Raw genomic sequence first — 15,014 nt, 5'->3', positions numbered from 1 at the left:
ACCCAACCATGATGATTGCTGCGATGCGTCGGCGCGAATCTGCGTTGGCGTTGCCTGCAGTGAAGTGTCGTCAACACCCAAAAACGAGACCGCCTCCGCTGCGTACCGGCACGGTGAGCGGCACGGAAACCACGAGCCAACCTGTTGTGACACAACTCCCACCACGCCTGTCGCTGACGGGCATGACCAAGCGCTACCCAAGCGTGGTCGCCAACGACGGCGTGAGCCTGACCGTCGCGCCGGGCGAGATCCACGCCGTACTGGGCGAAAACGGCGCCGGCAAGTCGACGCTGATGAAGATGATCTTCGGCGCCGTGCAGCCTGACGCCGGTGAGATGCTGCTCGACGGCCAGCGCGTCGAGATCGCCAATCCGCACCAGGCGCGCGCACTTGGCATCGCCATGGTGTTCCAGCACTTCTCGCTGTTCGACACGCTCACGGTGGCAGAGAACATCCTGCTCGGCCTGCCCTCGGGCACGGATCTGCGCGACGTGGCTGATCAGGTGCGCAGCACGGGCGAGAAATACGGCTTGCCGCTGGAGCCGCATCGCCATGTGCATACGCTTTCCGTGGGCGAGCGCCAGCGCGTGGAAATCGTGCGGGCGCTGCTCACCAAGCCGCGCCTGCTGATTCTTGACGAACCCACCTCGGTGCTGACGCCGCAGGCCGTCGAGAAGCTGTTCGTGACGCTGCGCCAGTTGGCGGCAGAAGGCACGAGCATCCTCTACATCAGCCACAAGCTCGACGAGATCCAGGCCCTGTGCCACACCGCCACGGTAATGCGCATGGGCAAGGTCACGGGCGTGTGCGACCCGCGCCAGGAAACGGCGGCGTCGCTGTCGCGCATGATGATCGGCGGCGAGCCTCCGCGCGAATTGCGACCGCAGACCACACCGGGCGACGTGCGCATGGAGGTGGCCGGACTGTCGCTGCCCAAGGCCCATGCCTTTGCGACGGAGCTGCGTGACATCGCGCTGCAATTGCGCAGCGGCGAGATCGTCGGCATCGCAGGCGTATCGGGCAACGGGCAGCAGGAACTGCTGGCAGCCCTGTCCGGCGAAGACACGCGTGCGTCGGCGCAGACCATCAGCATCGGCAACGAGCCGGTCGCCAAGCTGGACCCGCGGGCGCGCCGCAAGCGCGGGCTGTCGTTCGTGCCGGAAGAGCGCCTGGGGCGCGGCGCCGTGCCGTCGCTGTCGCTGGCCGCAAATACGCTGCTGACGCATCAGCGTGCGCCACAGGTGCGTGGGGGGCTCATCGACAAGAAAGCCGCCGCCAAACTGGCTGCCGCCATCATCAGCCGGTTTGGTGTGAAGGCCGGCGGCCCGGATGCCCTGGCCAAGAGCCTGTCGGGCGGCAACCTGCAGAAATTCATCGTCGGCCGCGAAATCGAATGCGCGCCGCGCGTACTTATCGTCGCGCAACCCACCTGGGGCGTGGACGTGGGCGCGGCGGCGCAGATTCACAACGAAATCCTCGCGCTCAAGGCGGGGGGCTGCGCCGTCCTGATCGTGTCGGAAGAACTCGACGAACTCTTCGCGCTTTGCGATCGCCTGCACGTGATCGCCAACGGGCGCCTCTCGCCCTCCACTCCCACGCACGCCACCAACCGCGAACAGATTGGTCTGTGGATGAGCGGCATGTGGGACAAAGCCCCGGCTTCGGCGGCAGCGACCTCGGAGGTGGCCCATGGCTGACGTCATGCATGGCAGCCGCCTGGCGCTGCCGGTTTCGCTGGAACTGCGGGCGATCCCGTCGCGCACCATGGCCTATGCCTCGCCGCTCATCGCGCTGGTGCTGACGATGGTGTTCGGCCTGCTGCTGTTCGCGCTGCTTGGCAAAGACCCCGTGGCCGGCCTGCGCGTGTTCCTGGTCGAACCGCTGGTCAGCAAGCGGGCGATTGGCGAAGTGCTGCTCAAGACCGTGCCGCTGGTGCTGTGCGCGCTGGGCTTGTCGGTGTGCTATCGCGCCAACGTGTGGAACATCGGCGCGGAGGGGCAACTGATCTTGGGCGGCATTTTCGCCGCGGCTACGATCGTCTACTTCGATACGCCGACACCCGCCATCCCGGGCGGCTTTGCGCTGGTGCTGGCCCTCGTTGCTGGCCTTATCGGCGGCGCGCTGTGGGCGGCGATCACTGCGCTGCTGCGCGATCGCTTTCATGCCAACGAGATCCTCGTCTCGCTCATGCTCACGTACATGGCACAGTTGCTGTTGCTGTACGTGGTCAACGGGCCGTTGAAAGACCCGAACGGCATGAACTTCCCGCAATCGATCGTGTTCGACAGCGCGTTCGTTCTGCCGACGCTCGTGGCCGGCACGCGCCTGCACGTTGGCTTCCTGTTCATGCTCGTGATGACGGCGGCGATGACGTTGTTCGTCTTCCGCAGCTTTGCGGGCTATCGCCTTCAAGTCGGTGGCCTGGCCCCGCAAGCCGCGCGCTATGCGGGCTTCTCGTCGCGCGCGGCGCTGTGGACGGCGCTGCTGGTGTCGGGCGGCCTGGCAGGCGTTGCCGGCGCCTTCGAGGTCACGGGGCCGATCGGGCAACTGCTGCCGTCCATTTCCCCCGGCTACGGCTTTGCCGCCATCGTGGTGGCGTTCGTCGGGCGCCTGAATCCGGTGGGCACCGTGCTGGGTGCGATCGTGATGTCGCTGTTCTACATCGGCGGCGAGCTTGCGCAATCGCGCCTGGGCCTGCCGTCGGCCATTACCGGAGTGTTCCAGGGGATGCTGCTGTTCTTCCTGCTCGCCTGCGACACGCTCATCGAATACCGCCTGCGCTGGCGCGCACATCACTGATCGGGCCGCATACATGGAAAGTCTCGCTCCCCTGATCGCCGCGTCGATCAACGCCGGCACCCCGCTGTTGCTGGCCGCCCTGGGCCTCTTGATGAACGAGCGCTCCGGCGTGCTCAACCTCGGCGCCGAAGGGATGATGCTGGTGGCCGCCGTGGTCGGCTTCATGGTCGGCTACCAGACGCAGATTCCGCTGCTGGGTTTTGCCGCCGGCGCGCTTGCCGGCATGGTGATGGCCGCCCTCTTCGCCTGGCTGGCGCTGGTGCTCGTCACCAACCAAGTCGCCACGGGCCTCGCCCTGTCGATCTTCGGCACCGGGCTGTCCGCCTTCATGGGGCAGCGCTTTGTCGGCATGTCGCTGCCGGCGCAGGCGCACGGCATCCCCGGGTTGGAGTCGATTCCGTTTGTCGGCCCCGCCCTGTTCGCGCACCACTGGATGGTCTATTTCAGCCTGCTGCTGTGCGGCGCGATTGCGTGGTTCCTGTTCAAGACGCGCGCGGGCCTCACGCTGCGCGCTATTGGCGAATCGCCGGAATCGGCTCACGCGCTCGGCTATCCGGTACGCACCGTCCGCTTTGGCGCGCTGTTGTTTGGTGGCGCGTGCTGCGGGCTGGCAGGTGCCTACCTGTCGCTGGTCTACACACCGATGTGGGTCGAGAACATGGTCGCCGGCCGCGGCTGGATTGCCCTCGCGCTGACCACCTTTGCCACTTGGCGCCCGCTACGCATTCTGTTCGGTGCGCTGCTCTTCGGCGGCGTGACGATCCTGCAATTTCACCTGCAAGGGATGGGCGTGTCGGTGCCGTCGCAGATTCTGTCGATGGCGCCGTTTGCCGCCACCATCGTCGTGCTGGCCATCATCTCGCGCAATCCGGATTGGATCCGCCTGAACATGCCCGCATCGCTCGGCAAGCCGTTCCGCCCGGGGGCTGCCTAAACTGCATGCAGCGTCAGCTTCTGCATTCCGCTTTTATTTGCTTCAACACAGTCAACGAGCCACACAACAGGAGAAATCGATGAACGTTACCCGCAGGATCACGCTGGCCGCCCTGGCCGCCGGCGCTGCCCTGACCCTCTGGGGTTGCGGCAAGTCCAACGACAACGCTAGCGGCAATTCCGCGCCGGCCGCATCATCGGCCCCCGCCGCTGCCGCACCGGCGCCGGCCAATGAACCGCTGAAGATCGCGTTCGTCTACGTCGGCCCGGTGGGCGACGCAGGCTGGACGCACGCCCACGACGACGGCCGCAAGGAAGTCGAAGCCAAGTTCGGCGACAAGGTGAAGACCAGCTTCGTCGAAAGCGTGCCCGAAAGCGCTGCGGACGCCGAGCGCGTGTTCCGCGACCTGGCCACGCAAGGCAACAAGGTCATCTTCGGCACGAGCTTTGGTTTCATGGAATCGATGCTCAAGGTCGCCAAGGAATTCCCGGATGTGAAGTTCGAGCACGCCACCGGTTTCAAGACCGCCGACAACCTCGGCCAGTACGACGTGCGCACATATGAAGGCGCCTATCTGGCAGGCGTGGTGGCCGGCAAGATGAGCAAGTCGGGCAAGCTGGGCGTAGTGGGATCGGTGCCCATCCCCGAGGTGATCCGCAACATCGATTCGTTCACGCTGGGCGCACGCAGCGTCAACCCGAAGGCCACCACCCGCGTGGTGTGGGTCAACAAGTGGTTCGATCCGGGCAAGGAGCGCGAAGCGGCCACCACCCTCATCGGCCAGGGCGTCGACGTGCTGATGCAGAACACCGACTCCGCCGCCGTCGTGCAGACCGCGCAGGAGAAAGGCGTCTACGCGATCGGCTGGGACAGCGACATGACCAAGTTTGGCGAGAAGGCCCACCTGGCGGCTTCGATCAACAAATGGGGCGTGTACTACACCAAGGTCATCGGTGATGTGCTTGAAAACAAGTGGAAGCCGGAAACCGTGTGGTGGGGCCTGAAGGAAGGTGCGATCGACCTCGGCGCATACAACGCCGTGGTGCCGGAAGACGTGAAGACGCTGGTCGAGACACGCAAGAAGGGCATCATCGACGGCTCGGCTCCGATCTGGAAGGGCCCGCTCAAGGACAACACCGGCAAGGAAGTCCTGCCCGTCGACAAGGTCGCCGACGACGGCTTCCTGCACGGCATCAAGTTCTACGTGGAAGGCGTGGAAGGCAAGATTCCAGGCTAAGTCGTACCCGTCTCGGCAAAAGCCGGCGTCTCGCGAGAGGGCCGGCTTTTTTCATGGACGATCGCGCCTCTTCTTGAAAACCGGACCGTTTCCCCAAGCTGATACGATGATCCGCCGGCCAAACGGACTCATGTGACGCCGGCTTTTCATCAAGGAGCCCACGATGTTCGGACGACTTTTCCGCCTGTGGAGCGTGGTGCGCAACGACGTGCGCCTGCTGTGGTTTGCGCTGCGCCATCCGGACAAGCCGTGGTGGCTCGCGCCGGCTGCGCTGCTGCTGGTGGGGTATGTGGTATCGCCCGTCGACCTGATCCCGGACGTCATTCCCGTGATCGGCTGGGTGGACGACATCGTGCTGGTGCCGTTCGCGCTGCACATGTTGCTGCGACGCCTGCCCGACCGCGTGCGCGAGGATGCGCGCTTTGCCGCCGCCCGGCGGGTGAAGCCCACCGGGCGGTAACGTCTCAACTTACGGCAAGAGGATCGTCGACCCGGTCGTCTTGCGCGCTTCCAGATCGCGGTGCGCCTGCGCCGCGTTCTGCAGTTCGTAGCGCTGGTGAATCTCGATCTTCACCTTGCCGCTGCTCACCACATCGAACAACTCTGCCGCCATCGGTTCCAGCAGCTCGCGCCGGGCCGTGTAAGTCATCAGCGTCGGGCGCGTGATCTTGAGCGAGCCTTTTGCGCTCAGCACGCTGAGGTCAACCGGTGGCACTGGGCCAGATGCGTTGCCGTAGGTGACCATCATCCCGCGCGGTGCGAGACAATCCAGCGAGCCCGTGAACGTGTCTTTGCCAATGCCGTCGTAGACCACCGGCACGCCCTTGCCGCCAGTGATTTCGCGCACGCGTTCGGTAAAGTTCTCACGGGTGTAGACGATGGTGTGGTCGCAACCGTGCGCGCAGGCAAGTTCAGCCTTGGCATCGCTGCCAACGGTGCCAATCACCGTGGCGCCGAGCGCCTTGAGCCACTGGCACGCAATCAACCCCACACCGCCAGCGGCTGCGTGAAACAGCACCGTATCGCCGGGCTGCACGCGATAGCTGTCTCGGATCAGGTATTGCGCGGTCATGCCCTGCAGCATCATCGCAGCGCCGGTTTCAAAGTCGATCGCATCGGGCAGGCGCACGAGAATGTCGGCCGGCATCGTGCGCAACGCAGCGTAGGCGCCGGTCGGACGGCCGGCATAGGCCACGCGGTCGCCCGGCTTGACGTGCGTCACGCCCTGGCCCACGGCTTCGACCACACCTGCGGCTTCCATGCCGATGCCGTCAGGCAGGGGCTGGGGATACAGCCCGGTGCGGAAATACACATCGATGTAGTTCAGGCCGATGGCGTGCTGCTTGATGGTGGCCTCGCCGGGGCCGGGCGCGGGCACGTCGACATCGACGTATTGCATCACTTCGGGGCCGCCGGTCTCAAAGATGCGGATGGCTTTCGCTTGTGTCATGCGTGGATCTCCTTCGGATCGGGCGCCACCCGTTGCAAGGCAGACATCACCAGGTCGGCGGTTGCGAGGTTGGTGGCGCAGGGGATGTTGTGGACGTCGCAGGCGCGGACCAGCGCGTTGATGTCGGGTTCGTGCGGCTGCGGCGTCATCGGGTCGCGCAGGAAGATGACGGCGTCGACACGGCCTTCGGCCAACTGCGCGCCAATCTGCAGGTCGCCGCCCCACGGGCCGGACAGCATGCGCTGCACGGTCAGGCCGACTTCCTTCTCCAGGCGGCCACCCGTGGTGCCGGTCGCCAGCAAGTCGCATTGCGACAGGAAGGCCTGGTGCGTTTGGGCGAAAGCGACCATGTCGTCTTTCTTGTGGTCGTGTGCGATCAGGGCGACGCGGCGTTTGCGAACTGCGCTTTCGGGCGTAGCGGGCGTAAGGGTGGTCATGTCGATTGGCTTAAAAGGTGCCAGGGAAGCTGCCGCCATCCAGCAGGATGTTTTGCGCGTTCAGGTAGCCGGCATGCTGGCTACACAGGAAGGCACAGACGGCGCCAAATTCGGCCGGTTGGCCAAAGCGTCGAGCCGGATTGCCCTGCCGCTTGCGGTCGAAATTCTCTTCTGCGCTGATGCCGGCAGCCTTGGCGCCTGCCTCCAGCGTCTTGGTCAGGCGGTCGGTCTCGAACTGGCCCGGCAGCAGGTTGTTGATGGTCACGCCGTGCTTGGCGACTTCACGCGCCAGGCCGGCAACGAAGCCGGTCAGGCCGGAGCGCGCGCCGTTGGACAAACCCAGCACGTCGATCGGCGCCTTGACGGCACCGCTGGTGATATTGACAATGCGGCCCCAGCGGCGCTCGATCATCTTGTCGACGGTGGCTTTGATGAGGTCGATCGGCGTGAGCATGTTGGCGTTGAGCGCGGCATTCCATACGTCGCGGTCCCAATCGCGGAAGTTGCCCGGCGGCGGGCCGCCTGCGTTGTTGATGAGGATGTCTGGCGAGCCGCCCAGACGCTCGCACGCGAGCAGCGCTTCGGCACGGCCTTCCGGCGTGGTGATGTCGGTCGCCACTGCTTCCACGCGCACGCCGTGCGCCGTGCGGATGCGCTCTGCGGCTGCCGACAACGCTTCGGCACCGCGCGCGACGATCACCACGTCCACGCCTTCGGCAGCCAGCGCATCGGCGCACGCAAAGCCCAATCCCTTGCTTGCGCCGCACACCAGCGCACGCTTGCCTTTCAGCCCCAAGTCCATCCTGTCCGACTCCTTGTGATTGTCATTTGGACTGTCCCGCCAATCAAGCGCGACGGCGTGACAGCAGCGCCATACCGGCAAGCACCAGCGCGCTGCCGGCAATCTGCCAAATCGTGATCGGCTCGCCCAGCAGCCACCAGCCCAGCAGCAGTGTCGACACCGGCCCGATCATGCCTGCCTGCGACGCCACGGGCGCACCCACGCGCGCCACCGCCATCATCGTCATCGTGACCGGCGCCACCGTACAGAACACCGAGTTGATGGCAGACAGCCCGTACACCTGCCAAGGCAACACCAGCGCCGACACCGGCCGCAGTACCAGAAACTGGACGATACAGGCCGCGGTCGACACGCACATCGCATAGGCGACGAGCCGCATCGATCCCACGCGTTTGACCAACTCACCGCTGGCCAGCAGATAGATACCGTAGCTGACGGCGCTGGCGAGCACCAATCCGCCGCCCAGCCAGACGTTGTTACCGCCCAGGTTCAGGTCGTGCGCGAACACCAGCACGATGCCGGCATAGGCCAGCGCCAGCGACACCCACTGCAAGCCTGTAATGCGCCGCTTGAATACCGTCGACGTAATCAGCAGCACGAACGACGGTGTCAGAAACAGAATCAGCCGCTCCAGCCCTGCCGTGATGTATTGCAGGCCGAGGAAGTCGAGAAAGCTGGAGAGGTAATAGCCGATGAGGCCCAAGCCGACGATGCGCCAGCGGTCTGCCACGGCCAGGGGCTGTGCACGGCGCGACTGCCACCACCCCATCGCCATGAACAGCGGTGCGGCCAGGAGCATGCGCAGGGTGATGACCCTGACGGCATCCACCTGATAGCGGTACATCAGCTTGGCGACGATGGCCTTGGCGGAGAACAGCACGGCGCCCGCGGACGCAAGCAGCAGACCGCCGGTGTCGGTAGTTCTTGCGGGCGTGGTAGACGCAGAAGACGCTGTGGTCACAACGGGGCGAGAGAGAGATGCGGGCGGTGTTGGAGAGCGTCGTCGATTGTATTGGAATTCAACAAAACGTTCCGGCGCGGGGTGCGCTGCACTTGGCACAGCTTTCGCTTGGGCATGCTGGTGACCGCCGTACAATCGCGCCTGCATTCCGAATATCTACAACGACAACGGATCCCACTTCGACATGAGCCAAACCACCTCTTCCGCGTTCTCCGCGGACGCCGTCGGGGCACCCGACCCGACCCTCTGGAACGAAGACCTCAACCCCACCCCGCCCGCCGCCCGCACCTGGACGGCCACCAACTACGCCGCGCTGTGGGTGTCGATGGTGGTGTCGGTGCCGGCCTACATGCTGGCTTCGGGCCTGATGAGTGAGGGCATGAACTGGTGGCAGGCCGTGCTGACGGTGTTTCTCGGCAACCTGATCGTGCTCGTGCCGATGGTGCTGGTGGGGCACGCGGGTACCAAGTACGGCATTCCCTTCCCTGTGCTGGTGCGGGCCTCGTTCGGCGTGCGCGGTGCGCAGTTGCCGGCCATTCTGCGGGCCATCGTGGCGTGCGGCTGGTTCGGCATCCAGACGTGGCTGGGCAGCCAGGCGATCTACACGATCCTCAACGTCGTCACGGACAACATGCTGGTCGGCAGCAATATTCCGGGGCTGGGCATCAACCCGGGCCAGGGATTCTGCTTCCTGCTGTTCTGGGCGCTGCACATCTGGCTGATCACCAAGGGGCTCGAATCGATCAAGCGCTTCCAGGCGCTGGCCACCCCGCTGCTGATTCTGGCCGCGCTGGGCCTGGTCTGGTGGGCGTATACCAATGCGGGCGGCTTTGGCCCGATGCTGTCGGCGCCGTCGGCGTTTGCGGCGGGCGGCAAGCGCGCCGGCGAGTTCTGGGGCTTCTTTTGGCCGTCGCTCACCGCCATGGTCGGCTACTGGGCCACGCTGGCGCTGAACATTCCCGACTTCACCCGCTTCGCGCGCAGCCAGCGCGATCAGCTTGTCGGGCAGGCAGTCGGCCTGCCGCTGCCGATGGGGCTGCTGGCGCTGGTGGCCGTACTCGTCACGTCGTCCACGGTGGTCATCTACGGTCAGGCCATCTGGGATCCGGTCACGCTGGCCGGCAAGATGACCGGCCCGTCGGTCATCGTTGCGCTGCTGGCGCTGATCACCGCCACGCTGATGACGAATATCGCCGCCAACGTGGTCTCGCCGGCGTATGACTTCTCGAACCTGGCGCCGCATCGCATCTCGTTCCGAACCGGCGGCTACATCACGGCAGGCATTGGCCTGGCGATGATGCCGTGGAAGATCCTGGAAACCACCAAGGGCTACATCTTCACGTGGCTGGTCGGCTATGGCGCGCTGCTCGGCCCCGTGGCCGGGATCATGATGGTCGACTACTTTCTGGTGCGCCGCACCGTGCTCAAGACCGGCGAGCTATTCCGCGTAGACGGCCCGTACGGTTACGGCAACGGCTGGAACGGCCGCGCCATCGCCGCGCTGGTCATCGGCGTGCTGCCCAATCTGCCGGGCTTCTTCAAGCAGGCGGGATTCGTCGCCAGCGTGCCCGGCGTATTCGAAGCGCTGTACACGTATGCGTGGTTCGTGGGCCTGGCGATTTCCGCCGTGGTGTATGTGATCCTGATGCGCGGCCGCCGTTGAGCGCTTCCAAAATCGACCCGGGGCGCGCCGGTACAATGCGCCCCATCTGAGAATCCGTTGCCGCCATGAAACAAGATCCGCGCTTTCCGAACCTGTTCATCCTCAATCACCCGCTGATCCAGCACAAGCTCACGCACATGCGCGACAAGGACACGTCCACGCGCACGTTCCGCGAGTTGCTGCGTGAGATCACGCTGCTGATGGGCTACGAAATCACGCGCAACCTGCCGCTGACCAGCCGCCATATCGACACGCCGATGGGCCCGATGGAAGCGCCCGTCATCGCGGGCCGCAAGCTGGCCGTGGTGCCGGTGCTGCGCGCGGGCGTGGGCATGAGCGACGGGCTGGTGGAGCTGATTCCGTCGGCGCGCATCGGCCACATCGGCGTGTACCGCGATGACCAACACCGTCCGGTGGAATACCTCGTACGCCTGCCCGACCTGGAGGACCGTACCTTCATCCTGTGCGATCCGATGGTCGCCACCGGTTACTCGGCCGTCCACGCCGTCGACGTGATGAAGACGCGCGGCGTGCCCGACGAGAACATCCTGTTCCTGGCACTCGTGGCGGCGCCCGAAGGCGTGGAGGTGTTCCAGAAGGCGCATCCGGGCGTGAAGCTGTTTGTGGCGTCGCTCGATTCGCACCTGGATGAAAACGCCTACATCATCCCGGGCCTGGGCGATGCGGGCGACCGCCTGTTCGGCACGAAAAACTGATCGCACGCTCCCAGCGCAAGCAAAAACAGCCGGCAATGCCGGCTGTTGTCTTTGGTACGTCGGAAGCGCTCAGCGCCTCTTCGATCCGCCCAGAATGCTGCCCAGCACGCCGCGCACGATTTCGCGCCCGACGGTTGAACCGATGGTGCGCATCGTCGACTTGGCCAACGTTTCGACAATCGAATCGCCACGGCCGCTGCGGCCCGTACCCTTTGTGAGGATCGAGCCCACATCGCCCAGCCAGCCGCCGCTCTCCTGTGGCGCGGGCGCGGGCGCCGATGCGGGTGCTGAACCAGTCGATGCCCCGAAATCCGTGCCGATGGAACCCGGTGCAGGCGCCGATGTCGCCCCGCCCTTCGCCACGCGGCCGTTCAGGATTTCGTACGCCGATTCGCGGTCGATTGCCGTGTCGTAGCGGCCGGCCACCAGCGAATTCGTCATCAGCTCGCGGCGCTCGTCGTCCGAGATCGGGCCGATGCGCGACGCGGGTGGGACGACAAACGCACGCTGCGTGATCTCCGGGCGACCGCCCTCGTCCAGCATGGAAATCAGCGCCTCGCCCACGGCCAGTTCGCCGATGGTCTCTTCGATGCTGAACTCCGGGTTCGCGCGCATCGTGGTGGCCGCGGCCTTCACGGCCTTCTGGTCGCGCGGTGTGAACGCCCGGAGCGCGTGCTGCACGCGGTTGCCGAGCTGGCCGAGCACCGTGTCCGGCACGTCGGCCGGGTTTTGCGTCACGAAGTACACGCCCACGCCCTTCGAGCGGATCAGCCGCACCACCTGCTCCACCTTCTGCAGCAGCGACGGCGGCGCATCGTTGAACAACAGGTGCGCCTCGTCAAAGAAGAAGGCGAGCTTGGGCTTGTCCACGTCGCCCACCTCCGGCAGATGCTCGAACAGTTCGGAGAGCAACCACAGCAGGAACGTCGCGTACAACTTGGGCGCGTTGAGCAGCTTGTCGGCCGCCAGGATGTTGATCACGCCCTGGCCGCGCACGGTCTGCATCAGGTCATTGATATTGAGCATCGGCTCGCCGAAGAACTGGTCGGCGCCCTGCTCTTCCAGCGCGATCAGGTTGCGCTGAATGGCCCCGATGCTGGCCGATGAGATGTTTCCGTACTTGTTCGTGTAGTCCGAAGAATGCTCGCCAACGTGCTGGAGCATCGCGCGCAGGTCTTTCATGTCGAGCAGCGCAAGGCCCGAGTCGTCCGCAATCTTGAAGACGAGATTCAGCACACCGGTCTGGATGTCGTTCAGCTCCAGCATGCGCGAGAGCATCAGCGGGCCCATGTCGGACACGGTGGCGCGCACGGGGTGGCCGCGCTCGCCATACACATCCCATAGCGTGACGGGGCAACAAGCCCATTGCGGCTCTTCCAGGCCGCGCTCCTGCAGGCGCGCCTTGAGCTTGTCGTTCGGTTGGCCGGCCTGCGAAATGCCGGCCAGATCACCTTTCACATCAGCCAGGAAAACCGGTACGCCAATCTTCGACAGGCCCTGGGCGATCGTTTGCAGGGTGACGGTCTTGCCGGTGCCGGTGGCGCCGGTGATCAAGCCATGCCGGTTGGCGAGCTGGGGCAACAGCACCAACTCCGCTTTGGCGTTCTTGGCAATCAGGATGGGATCGGTCATGGCGTTTGGACGAGGATCAATCTGGGGGGGCAACACACCGGCCACTCGACCAGACGGACGGGGCGGCGGGCGTGTGCAGCATGCTAAAATCCGCGACCGATTATAGAGCGTGCAGGTGGCGTCAAACCGCCATCTGGGCGCCAGATTCCACTGCATTCCGCTCGGAGAGTTTCATGGCCGGTCATTCCAAATGGGCCAACATCAAGCATAAGAAAGCCGCTGCCGACGCCAAGCGCGGCAAGATTTGGACGCGCCTGATCAAGGAAATCACCGTGGCGGCCCGTCTGGGCGGCGGCGATGCCGACTCTAACCCGCGCCTGCGCCTGGCCATGGACAAGGCCACCGACGCGAACATGCCCAAGGACAACATCAACCGCGCCATCCAGCGCGGCGTGGGTGGCCTGGAAGGCGCAAACTACGAAGAAATCCGCTACGAAGGCTACGGCATCAACGGCGCCGCCGTGATCGTCGACTGCCTGACCGACAACCGCACGCGCACCGTGGCCGAAGTCCGTCACGGGTTCGACAAGTACGGCGGCAACATGGGCACATCGGGCTCCGTCGCGTTCCTGTTCGACCACATCGGCCAGTTCATCTTTGCCCCCGGCACGCCCGAAGACAAGCTGATGGACGCCGCGCTCGAAGCCGGCGCCGATGACGTCATCACGCACGACGACGGCTCGCTCGAAGTCATTTGCCCGCCCCACGATTTCGCCAAGGTCAAGACCGCGCTGGAAGCCGCCGGCTTCAAGGCCGAACTGGCCGAAGTCATCATGAAGCCGCAGACCGAAGTCGTGTTCACCGGCGAAGACGCGGTCAAGATGCAGAAGCTGCTAGACGTCCTGGAAAACCTGGACGACGTGCAGGAAGTCTTCACCAACGCGGTCATCGGGGAGTAAGCCCCGGACACGCGCATAACGGCGATCGACCTCACGATCGCCGTTTTTGTTTTCCAGATTTCGAATCGGATTTTGCAATTTCAGGTAGGTACAGCATGAAAGTGATGGTGGTCGGTTCGGGCGGTCGAGAGCACGCCCTGGCATGGAAGCTGGCGCGCTCGCCCAAGGTACAGGTGGTGTACGTGGCCCCCGGCAACGGTGGCACGGCGCTCGACAAGCGCCTGCAGAACCTCCCGATCACGGATCCGGAAGTGCTGGCCGCCTTTGCCGAGCGCGAGGGCATCCACTTCACGGTGGTCGGCCCGGAAGCGCCGCTGGCCGCCGGCATCGTCGACCTGTTCCGCGCCAAGGGCCTGCGCATCTTCGGGCCGACCAAGGCCGCCGCGCAGCTCGAATCGTCGAAGGATTTCGCCAAGGCATTCATGCATCGTCACGGCATTCCGACCGCCAAGTACCAGACCTTTAGCGATGCTGCGCAGGCACATGCGTACGTTGACCAGGAAGGCGCCCCGATCGTCGTCAAGGCCGATGGCTTGGCCGCCGGCAAGGGCGTGGTCGTGGCCATGACGACCGAAGAAGCACACAGCGCCATCGACATGATGCTGGCCGACAACCGCCTGGGCGACGCCGGTGCGCGTGTGGTGATCGAAGAATTCCTCGCCGGCGAAGAGGCGAGCTTCATCGTCGTGTGCGACGGCAAGAACGTCGTGGCGCTGGCCACCAGCCAGGACCACAAGCGCCTGCTCGACGGCGACGCCGGCCCCAACACGGGCGGCATGGGCGCCTACTCGCCCGCCCCGGTGGTCACGCCCACGCTGCACGCCCGCGCGCTGCGCGAAATCATCATGCCGACCATCCGCGGCATGGAAAAAGACGGCATCCCGTACACCGGCTTCCTGTATGCCGGCCTGATGATCGACGCCGAAGGCAATCCCAAGACGCTCGAATTCAACTGCCGCATGGGCGATCCGGAAACGCAACCCATCATGGCGCGCATGAAGACCGACCTGTACGACGTGCTCGACCGTGCCATCGACGGCAAGCTCGACGGCATGGAGCTGGATTGGGACCGCCGCACCGCGCTGGGCGTGGTGATGGCTGCCCACAACTATCCGGACACGCCGCGCAAGGGCGACGTCATTACCGGCATCCCGAAGGAAACCGAAGACAGCGTCACCTTCCATGCCGGCACCACGCTCAAGGACGGCGTGCTGACCACCAACGGCGGCCGGGTGCTGTGCGTGGTGGGCCTGGCCGATACCGTCAAGGCAGCCCAGCGTGCCGCGTACAACGCCATCGAGCAGATCCACTTTGACGGCGCCCAGTACCGTACCGATATCGGACATCGCGCCATCCGCCATTGAGCGACAGCCCGCCGCGCTGATGCCCCACGATGGGGCAGGCGCGGCATCCGTCACCCCGGGTGATCCCCGACTTGCCCCGGCTGCCCGCCCGCTACAATGGTGACAACCGTATGACTCGGC

General features: G+C 65.1%; 14 protein-coding genes. 9 read left to right on the top strand and 5 right to left on the bottom strand.

The annotated features are described in order from the left end of the window. Positions 1-182: 182 nt before the first annotated feature. The 5 genes from CFE42_RS16500 to CFE42_RS16480 all read left to right on the top strand — a co-directional run bounded on the left by CFE42_RS16500 (position 183) and on the right by CFE42_RS16480 (position 5,430). Positions 183-1,697 (top strand): ABC transporter ATP-binding protein, encoded by a 1,515-nt coding sequence (locus tag CFE42_RS16500; RefSeq protein WP_037044209.1) that lies wholly within the window; start codon positions 183-185, stop codon positions 1,695-1,697. Continuing rightward, positions 1,690-2,799: an ABC transporter permease gene (locus CFE42_RS16495; RefSeq protein ID WP_004631003.1), complete on the top strand. Its 1,110-nt coding sequence runs from the start codon at positions 1,690-1,692 to the stop codon at positions 2,797-2,799. The genes CFE42_RS16500 and CFE42_RS16495 overlap by 8 nt, the downstream gene beginning before the upstream one ends. A 13-nt stretch (positions 2,800-2,812) precedes the next feature. Continuing rightward, positions 2,813-3,733 carry an ABC transporter permease gene (locus CFE42_RS16490; RefSeq protein ID WP_004631004.1) on the top strand — a complete coding sequence of 307 codons (921 nt, stop codon included), beginning with the start codon at positions 2,813-2,815 and terminating at the stop codon, positions 3,731-3,733. Between the two features lie 79 nt (positions 3,734-3,812). Continuing rightward, on the top strand, positions 3,813-4,970 hold the full coding sequence (locus tag CFE42_RS16485) for a BMP family ABC transporter substrate-binding protein (RefSeq protein ID WP_004631005.1): 1,158 nt from the start codon (positions 3,813-3,815) through the stop codon (positions 4,968-4,970). A 163-nt stretch (positions 4,971-5,133) separates the two neighbouring features. Continuing rightward, complete coding sequence (locus tag CFE42_RS16480) at positions 5,134-5,430, top strand: YkvA family protein (protein ID WP_004631006.1); 297 nt, start codon at positions 5,134-5,136, stop codon at positions 5,428-5,430. A gap of 9 nt (positions 5,431-5,439) precedes the next feature. Here the strand turns inward: CFE42_RS16480 and CFE42_RS16475 are convergent, their stop codons facing one another. Genes CFE42_RS16475 through CFE42_RS16460 form a run of 4 tightly spaced genes read right to left on the bottom strand, consistent with a single transcriptional unit; the run spans position 5,440 to position 8,620 of the window. After that, a complete protein-coding gene (locus CFE42_RS16475) occupies positions 5,440-6,420 on the bottom strand; it encodes a quinone oxidoreductase (protein ID WP_004631007.1) in 981 nt (326 codons plus the stop codon). After that, positions 6,417-6,857: a methylglyoxal synthase gene (locus tag CFE42_RS16470; RefSeq protein WP_004631008.1), complete on the bottom strand. Its 441-nt coding sequence runs from the start codon at positions 6,855-6,857 to the stop codon at positions 6,417-6,419. Before CFE42_RS16470 ends, CFE42_RS16475 begins: the two co-directional genes overlap by 4 nt. A gap of 10 nt (positions 6,858-6,867) precedes the next feature. Next, the gene (locus CFE42_RS16465) at positions 6,868-7,659 is read right to left on the bottom strand and encodes an SDR family oxidoreductase (protein WP_004631009.1); all 792 of its coding nucleotides are present in this window, start codon (positions 7,657-7,659) and stop codon (positions 6,868-6,870) included. 43 nt (positions 7,660-7,702) lie between these two features. Next, positions 7,703-8,620, bottom strand: coding sequence for a DMT family transporter (locus CFE42_RS16460; RefSeq protein WP_004631011.1), 918 nt, complete (start codon positions 8,618-8,620; stop codon positions 7,703-7,705). A gap of 184 nt (positions 8,621-8,804) precedes the next feature. Between CFE42_RS16460 and CFE42_RS16455 the strand changes: the two genes are divergently transcribed. After that, positions 8,805-10,283 carry an NCS1 family nucleobase:cation symporter-1 gene (locus CFE42_RS16455; RefSeq protein WP_004631013.1) on the top strand — a complete coding sequence of 493 codons (1,479 nt, stop codon included), beginning with the start codon at positions 8,805-8,807 and terminating at the stop codon, positions 10,281-10,283. Between the two features lie 65 nt (positions 10,284-10,348). Continuing rightward, positions 10,349-10,999, top strand: a complete 651-nt coding sequence (gene upp / locus CFE42_RS16450) for a uracil phosphoribosyltransferase (RefSeq protein ID WP_004631015.1) — start codon at positions 10,349-10,351, stop codon at positions 10,997-10,999. A 69-nt stretch (positions 11,000-11,068) separates the two neighbouring features. Here the strand turns inward: upp and CFE42_RS16445 are convergent, their stop codons facing one another. Then, positions 11,069-12,631 carry a helicase HerA-like C-terminal domain-containing protein gene (locus CFE42_RS16445; protein WP_004631017.1) on the bottom strand — a complete coding sequence of 521 codons (1,563 nt, stop codon included), beginning with the start codon at positions 12,629-12,631 and terminating at the stop codon, positions 11,069-11,071. Positions 12,632-12,804: 173 nt separating this feature from the next. Here CFE42_RS16445 and CFE42_RS16440 point away from each other — a divergent pair, with 173 nt between their 5' ends. Continuing rightward, complete coding sequence (locus tag CFE42_RS16440) at positions 12,805-13,530, top strand: YebC/PmpR family DNA-binding transcriptional regulator (RefSeq protein ID WP_004631018.1); 726 nt, start codon at positions 12,805-12,807, stop codon at positions 13,528-13,530. A 95-nt stretch (positions 13,531-13,625) separates the two neighbouring features. Next, on the top strand, positions 13,626-14,894 hold the full coding sequence (purD, locus tag CFE42_RS16435; RefSeq protein WP_004631019.1) for a phosphoribosylamine--glycine ligase: 1,269 nt from the start codon (positions 13,626-13,628) through the stop codon (positions 14,892-14,894). Positions 14,895-15,014: the final 120 nt, after the last annotated feature.

Source organism: Ralstonia sp. PBBBR1 (assembly GCF_002256165.1).
GTDB classification, from domain to species: domain Bacteria; phylum Pseudomonadota; class Gammaproteobacteria; order Burkholderiales; family Burkholderiaceae; genus Ralstonia; species Ralstonia thomasii.
Note: the sequence above shows the minus strand (reverse complement) of the source record. Positions and strands in the feature narration are given on the sequence as shown.

Coding starts and splice junctions, on each gene's coding strand:
- CFE42_RS16500 (WP_037044209.1), top strand. CDS start 183: ATGACCAAGCGCTACCCAAGCGTGGTCGCCAACGACGGCGTGAGCCTG.
- CFE42_RS16495 (WP_004631003.1), top strand. CDS start 1,690: ATGGCTGACGTCATGCATGGCAGCCGCCTGGCGCTGCCGGTTTCGCTG.
- CFE42_RS16490 (WP_004631004.1), top strand. CDS start 2,813: ATGGAAAGTCTCGCTCCCCTGATCGCCGCGTCGATCAACGCCGGCACC.
- CFE42_RS16485 (WP_004631005.1), top strand. CDS start 3,813: ATGAACGTTACCCGCAGGATCACGCTGGCCGCCCTGGCCGCCGGCGCT.
- CFE42_RS16480 (WP_004631006.1), top strand. CDS start 5,134: ATGTTCGGACGACTTTTCCGCCTGTGGAGCGTGGTGCGCAACGACGTG.
- CFE42_RS16475 (WP_004631007.1), bottom strand. CDS start 6,420: ATGACACAAGCGAAAGCCATCCGCATCTTTGAGACCGGCGGCCCCGAA.
- CFE42_RS16470 (WP_004631008.1), bottom strand. CDS start 6,857: ATGACCACCCTTACGCCCGCTACGCCCGAAAGCGCAGTTCGCAAACGC.
- CFE42_RS16465 (WP_004631009.1), bottom strand. CDS start 7,659: ATGGACTTGGGGCTGAAAGGCAAGCGTGCGCTGGTGTGCGGCGCAAGC.
- CFE42_RS16455 (WP_004631013.1), top strand. CDS start 8,805: ATGAGCCAAACCACCTCTTCCGCGTTCTCCGCGGACGCCGTCGGGGCA.
- upp (WP_004631015.1), top strand. CDS start 10,349: ATGAAACAAGATCCGCGCTTTCCGAACCTGTTCATCCTCAATCACCCG.
- CFE42_RS16445 (WP_004631017.1), bottom strand. CDS start 12,631: ATGACCGATCCCATCCTGATTGCCAAGAACGCCAAAGCGGAGTTGGTG.
- CFE42_RS16440 (WP_004631018.1), top strand. CDS start 12,805: ATGGCCGGTCATTCCAAATGGGCCAACATCAAGCATAAGAAAGCCGCT.
- purD (WP_004631019.1), top strand. CDS start 13,626: ATGAAAGTGATGGTGGTCGGTTCGGGCGGTCGAGAGCACGCCCTGGCA.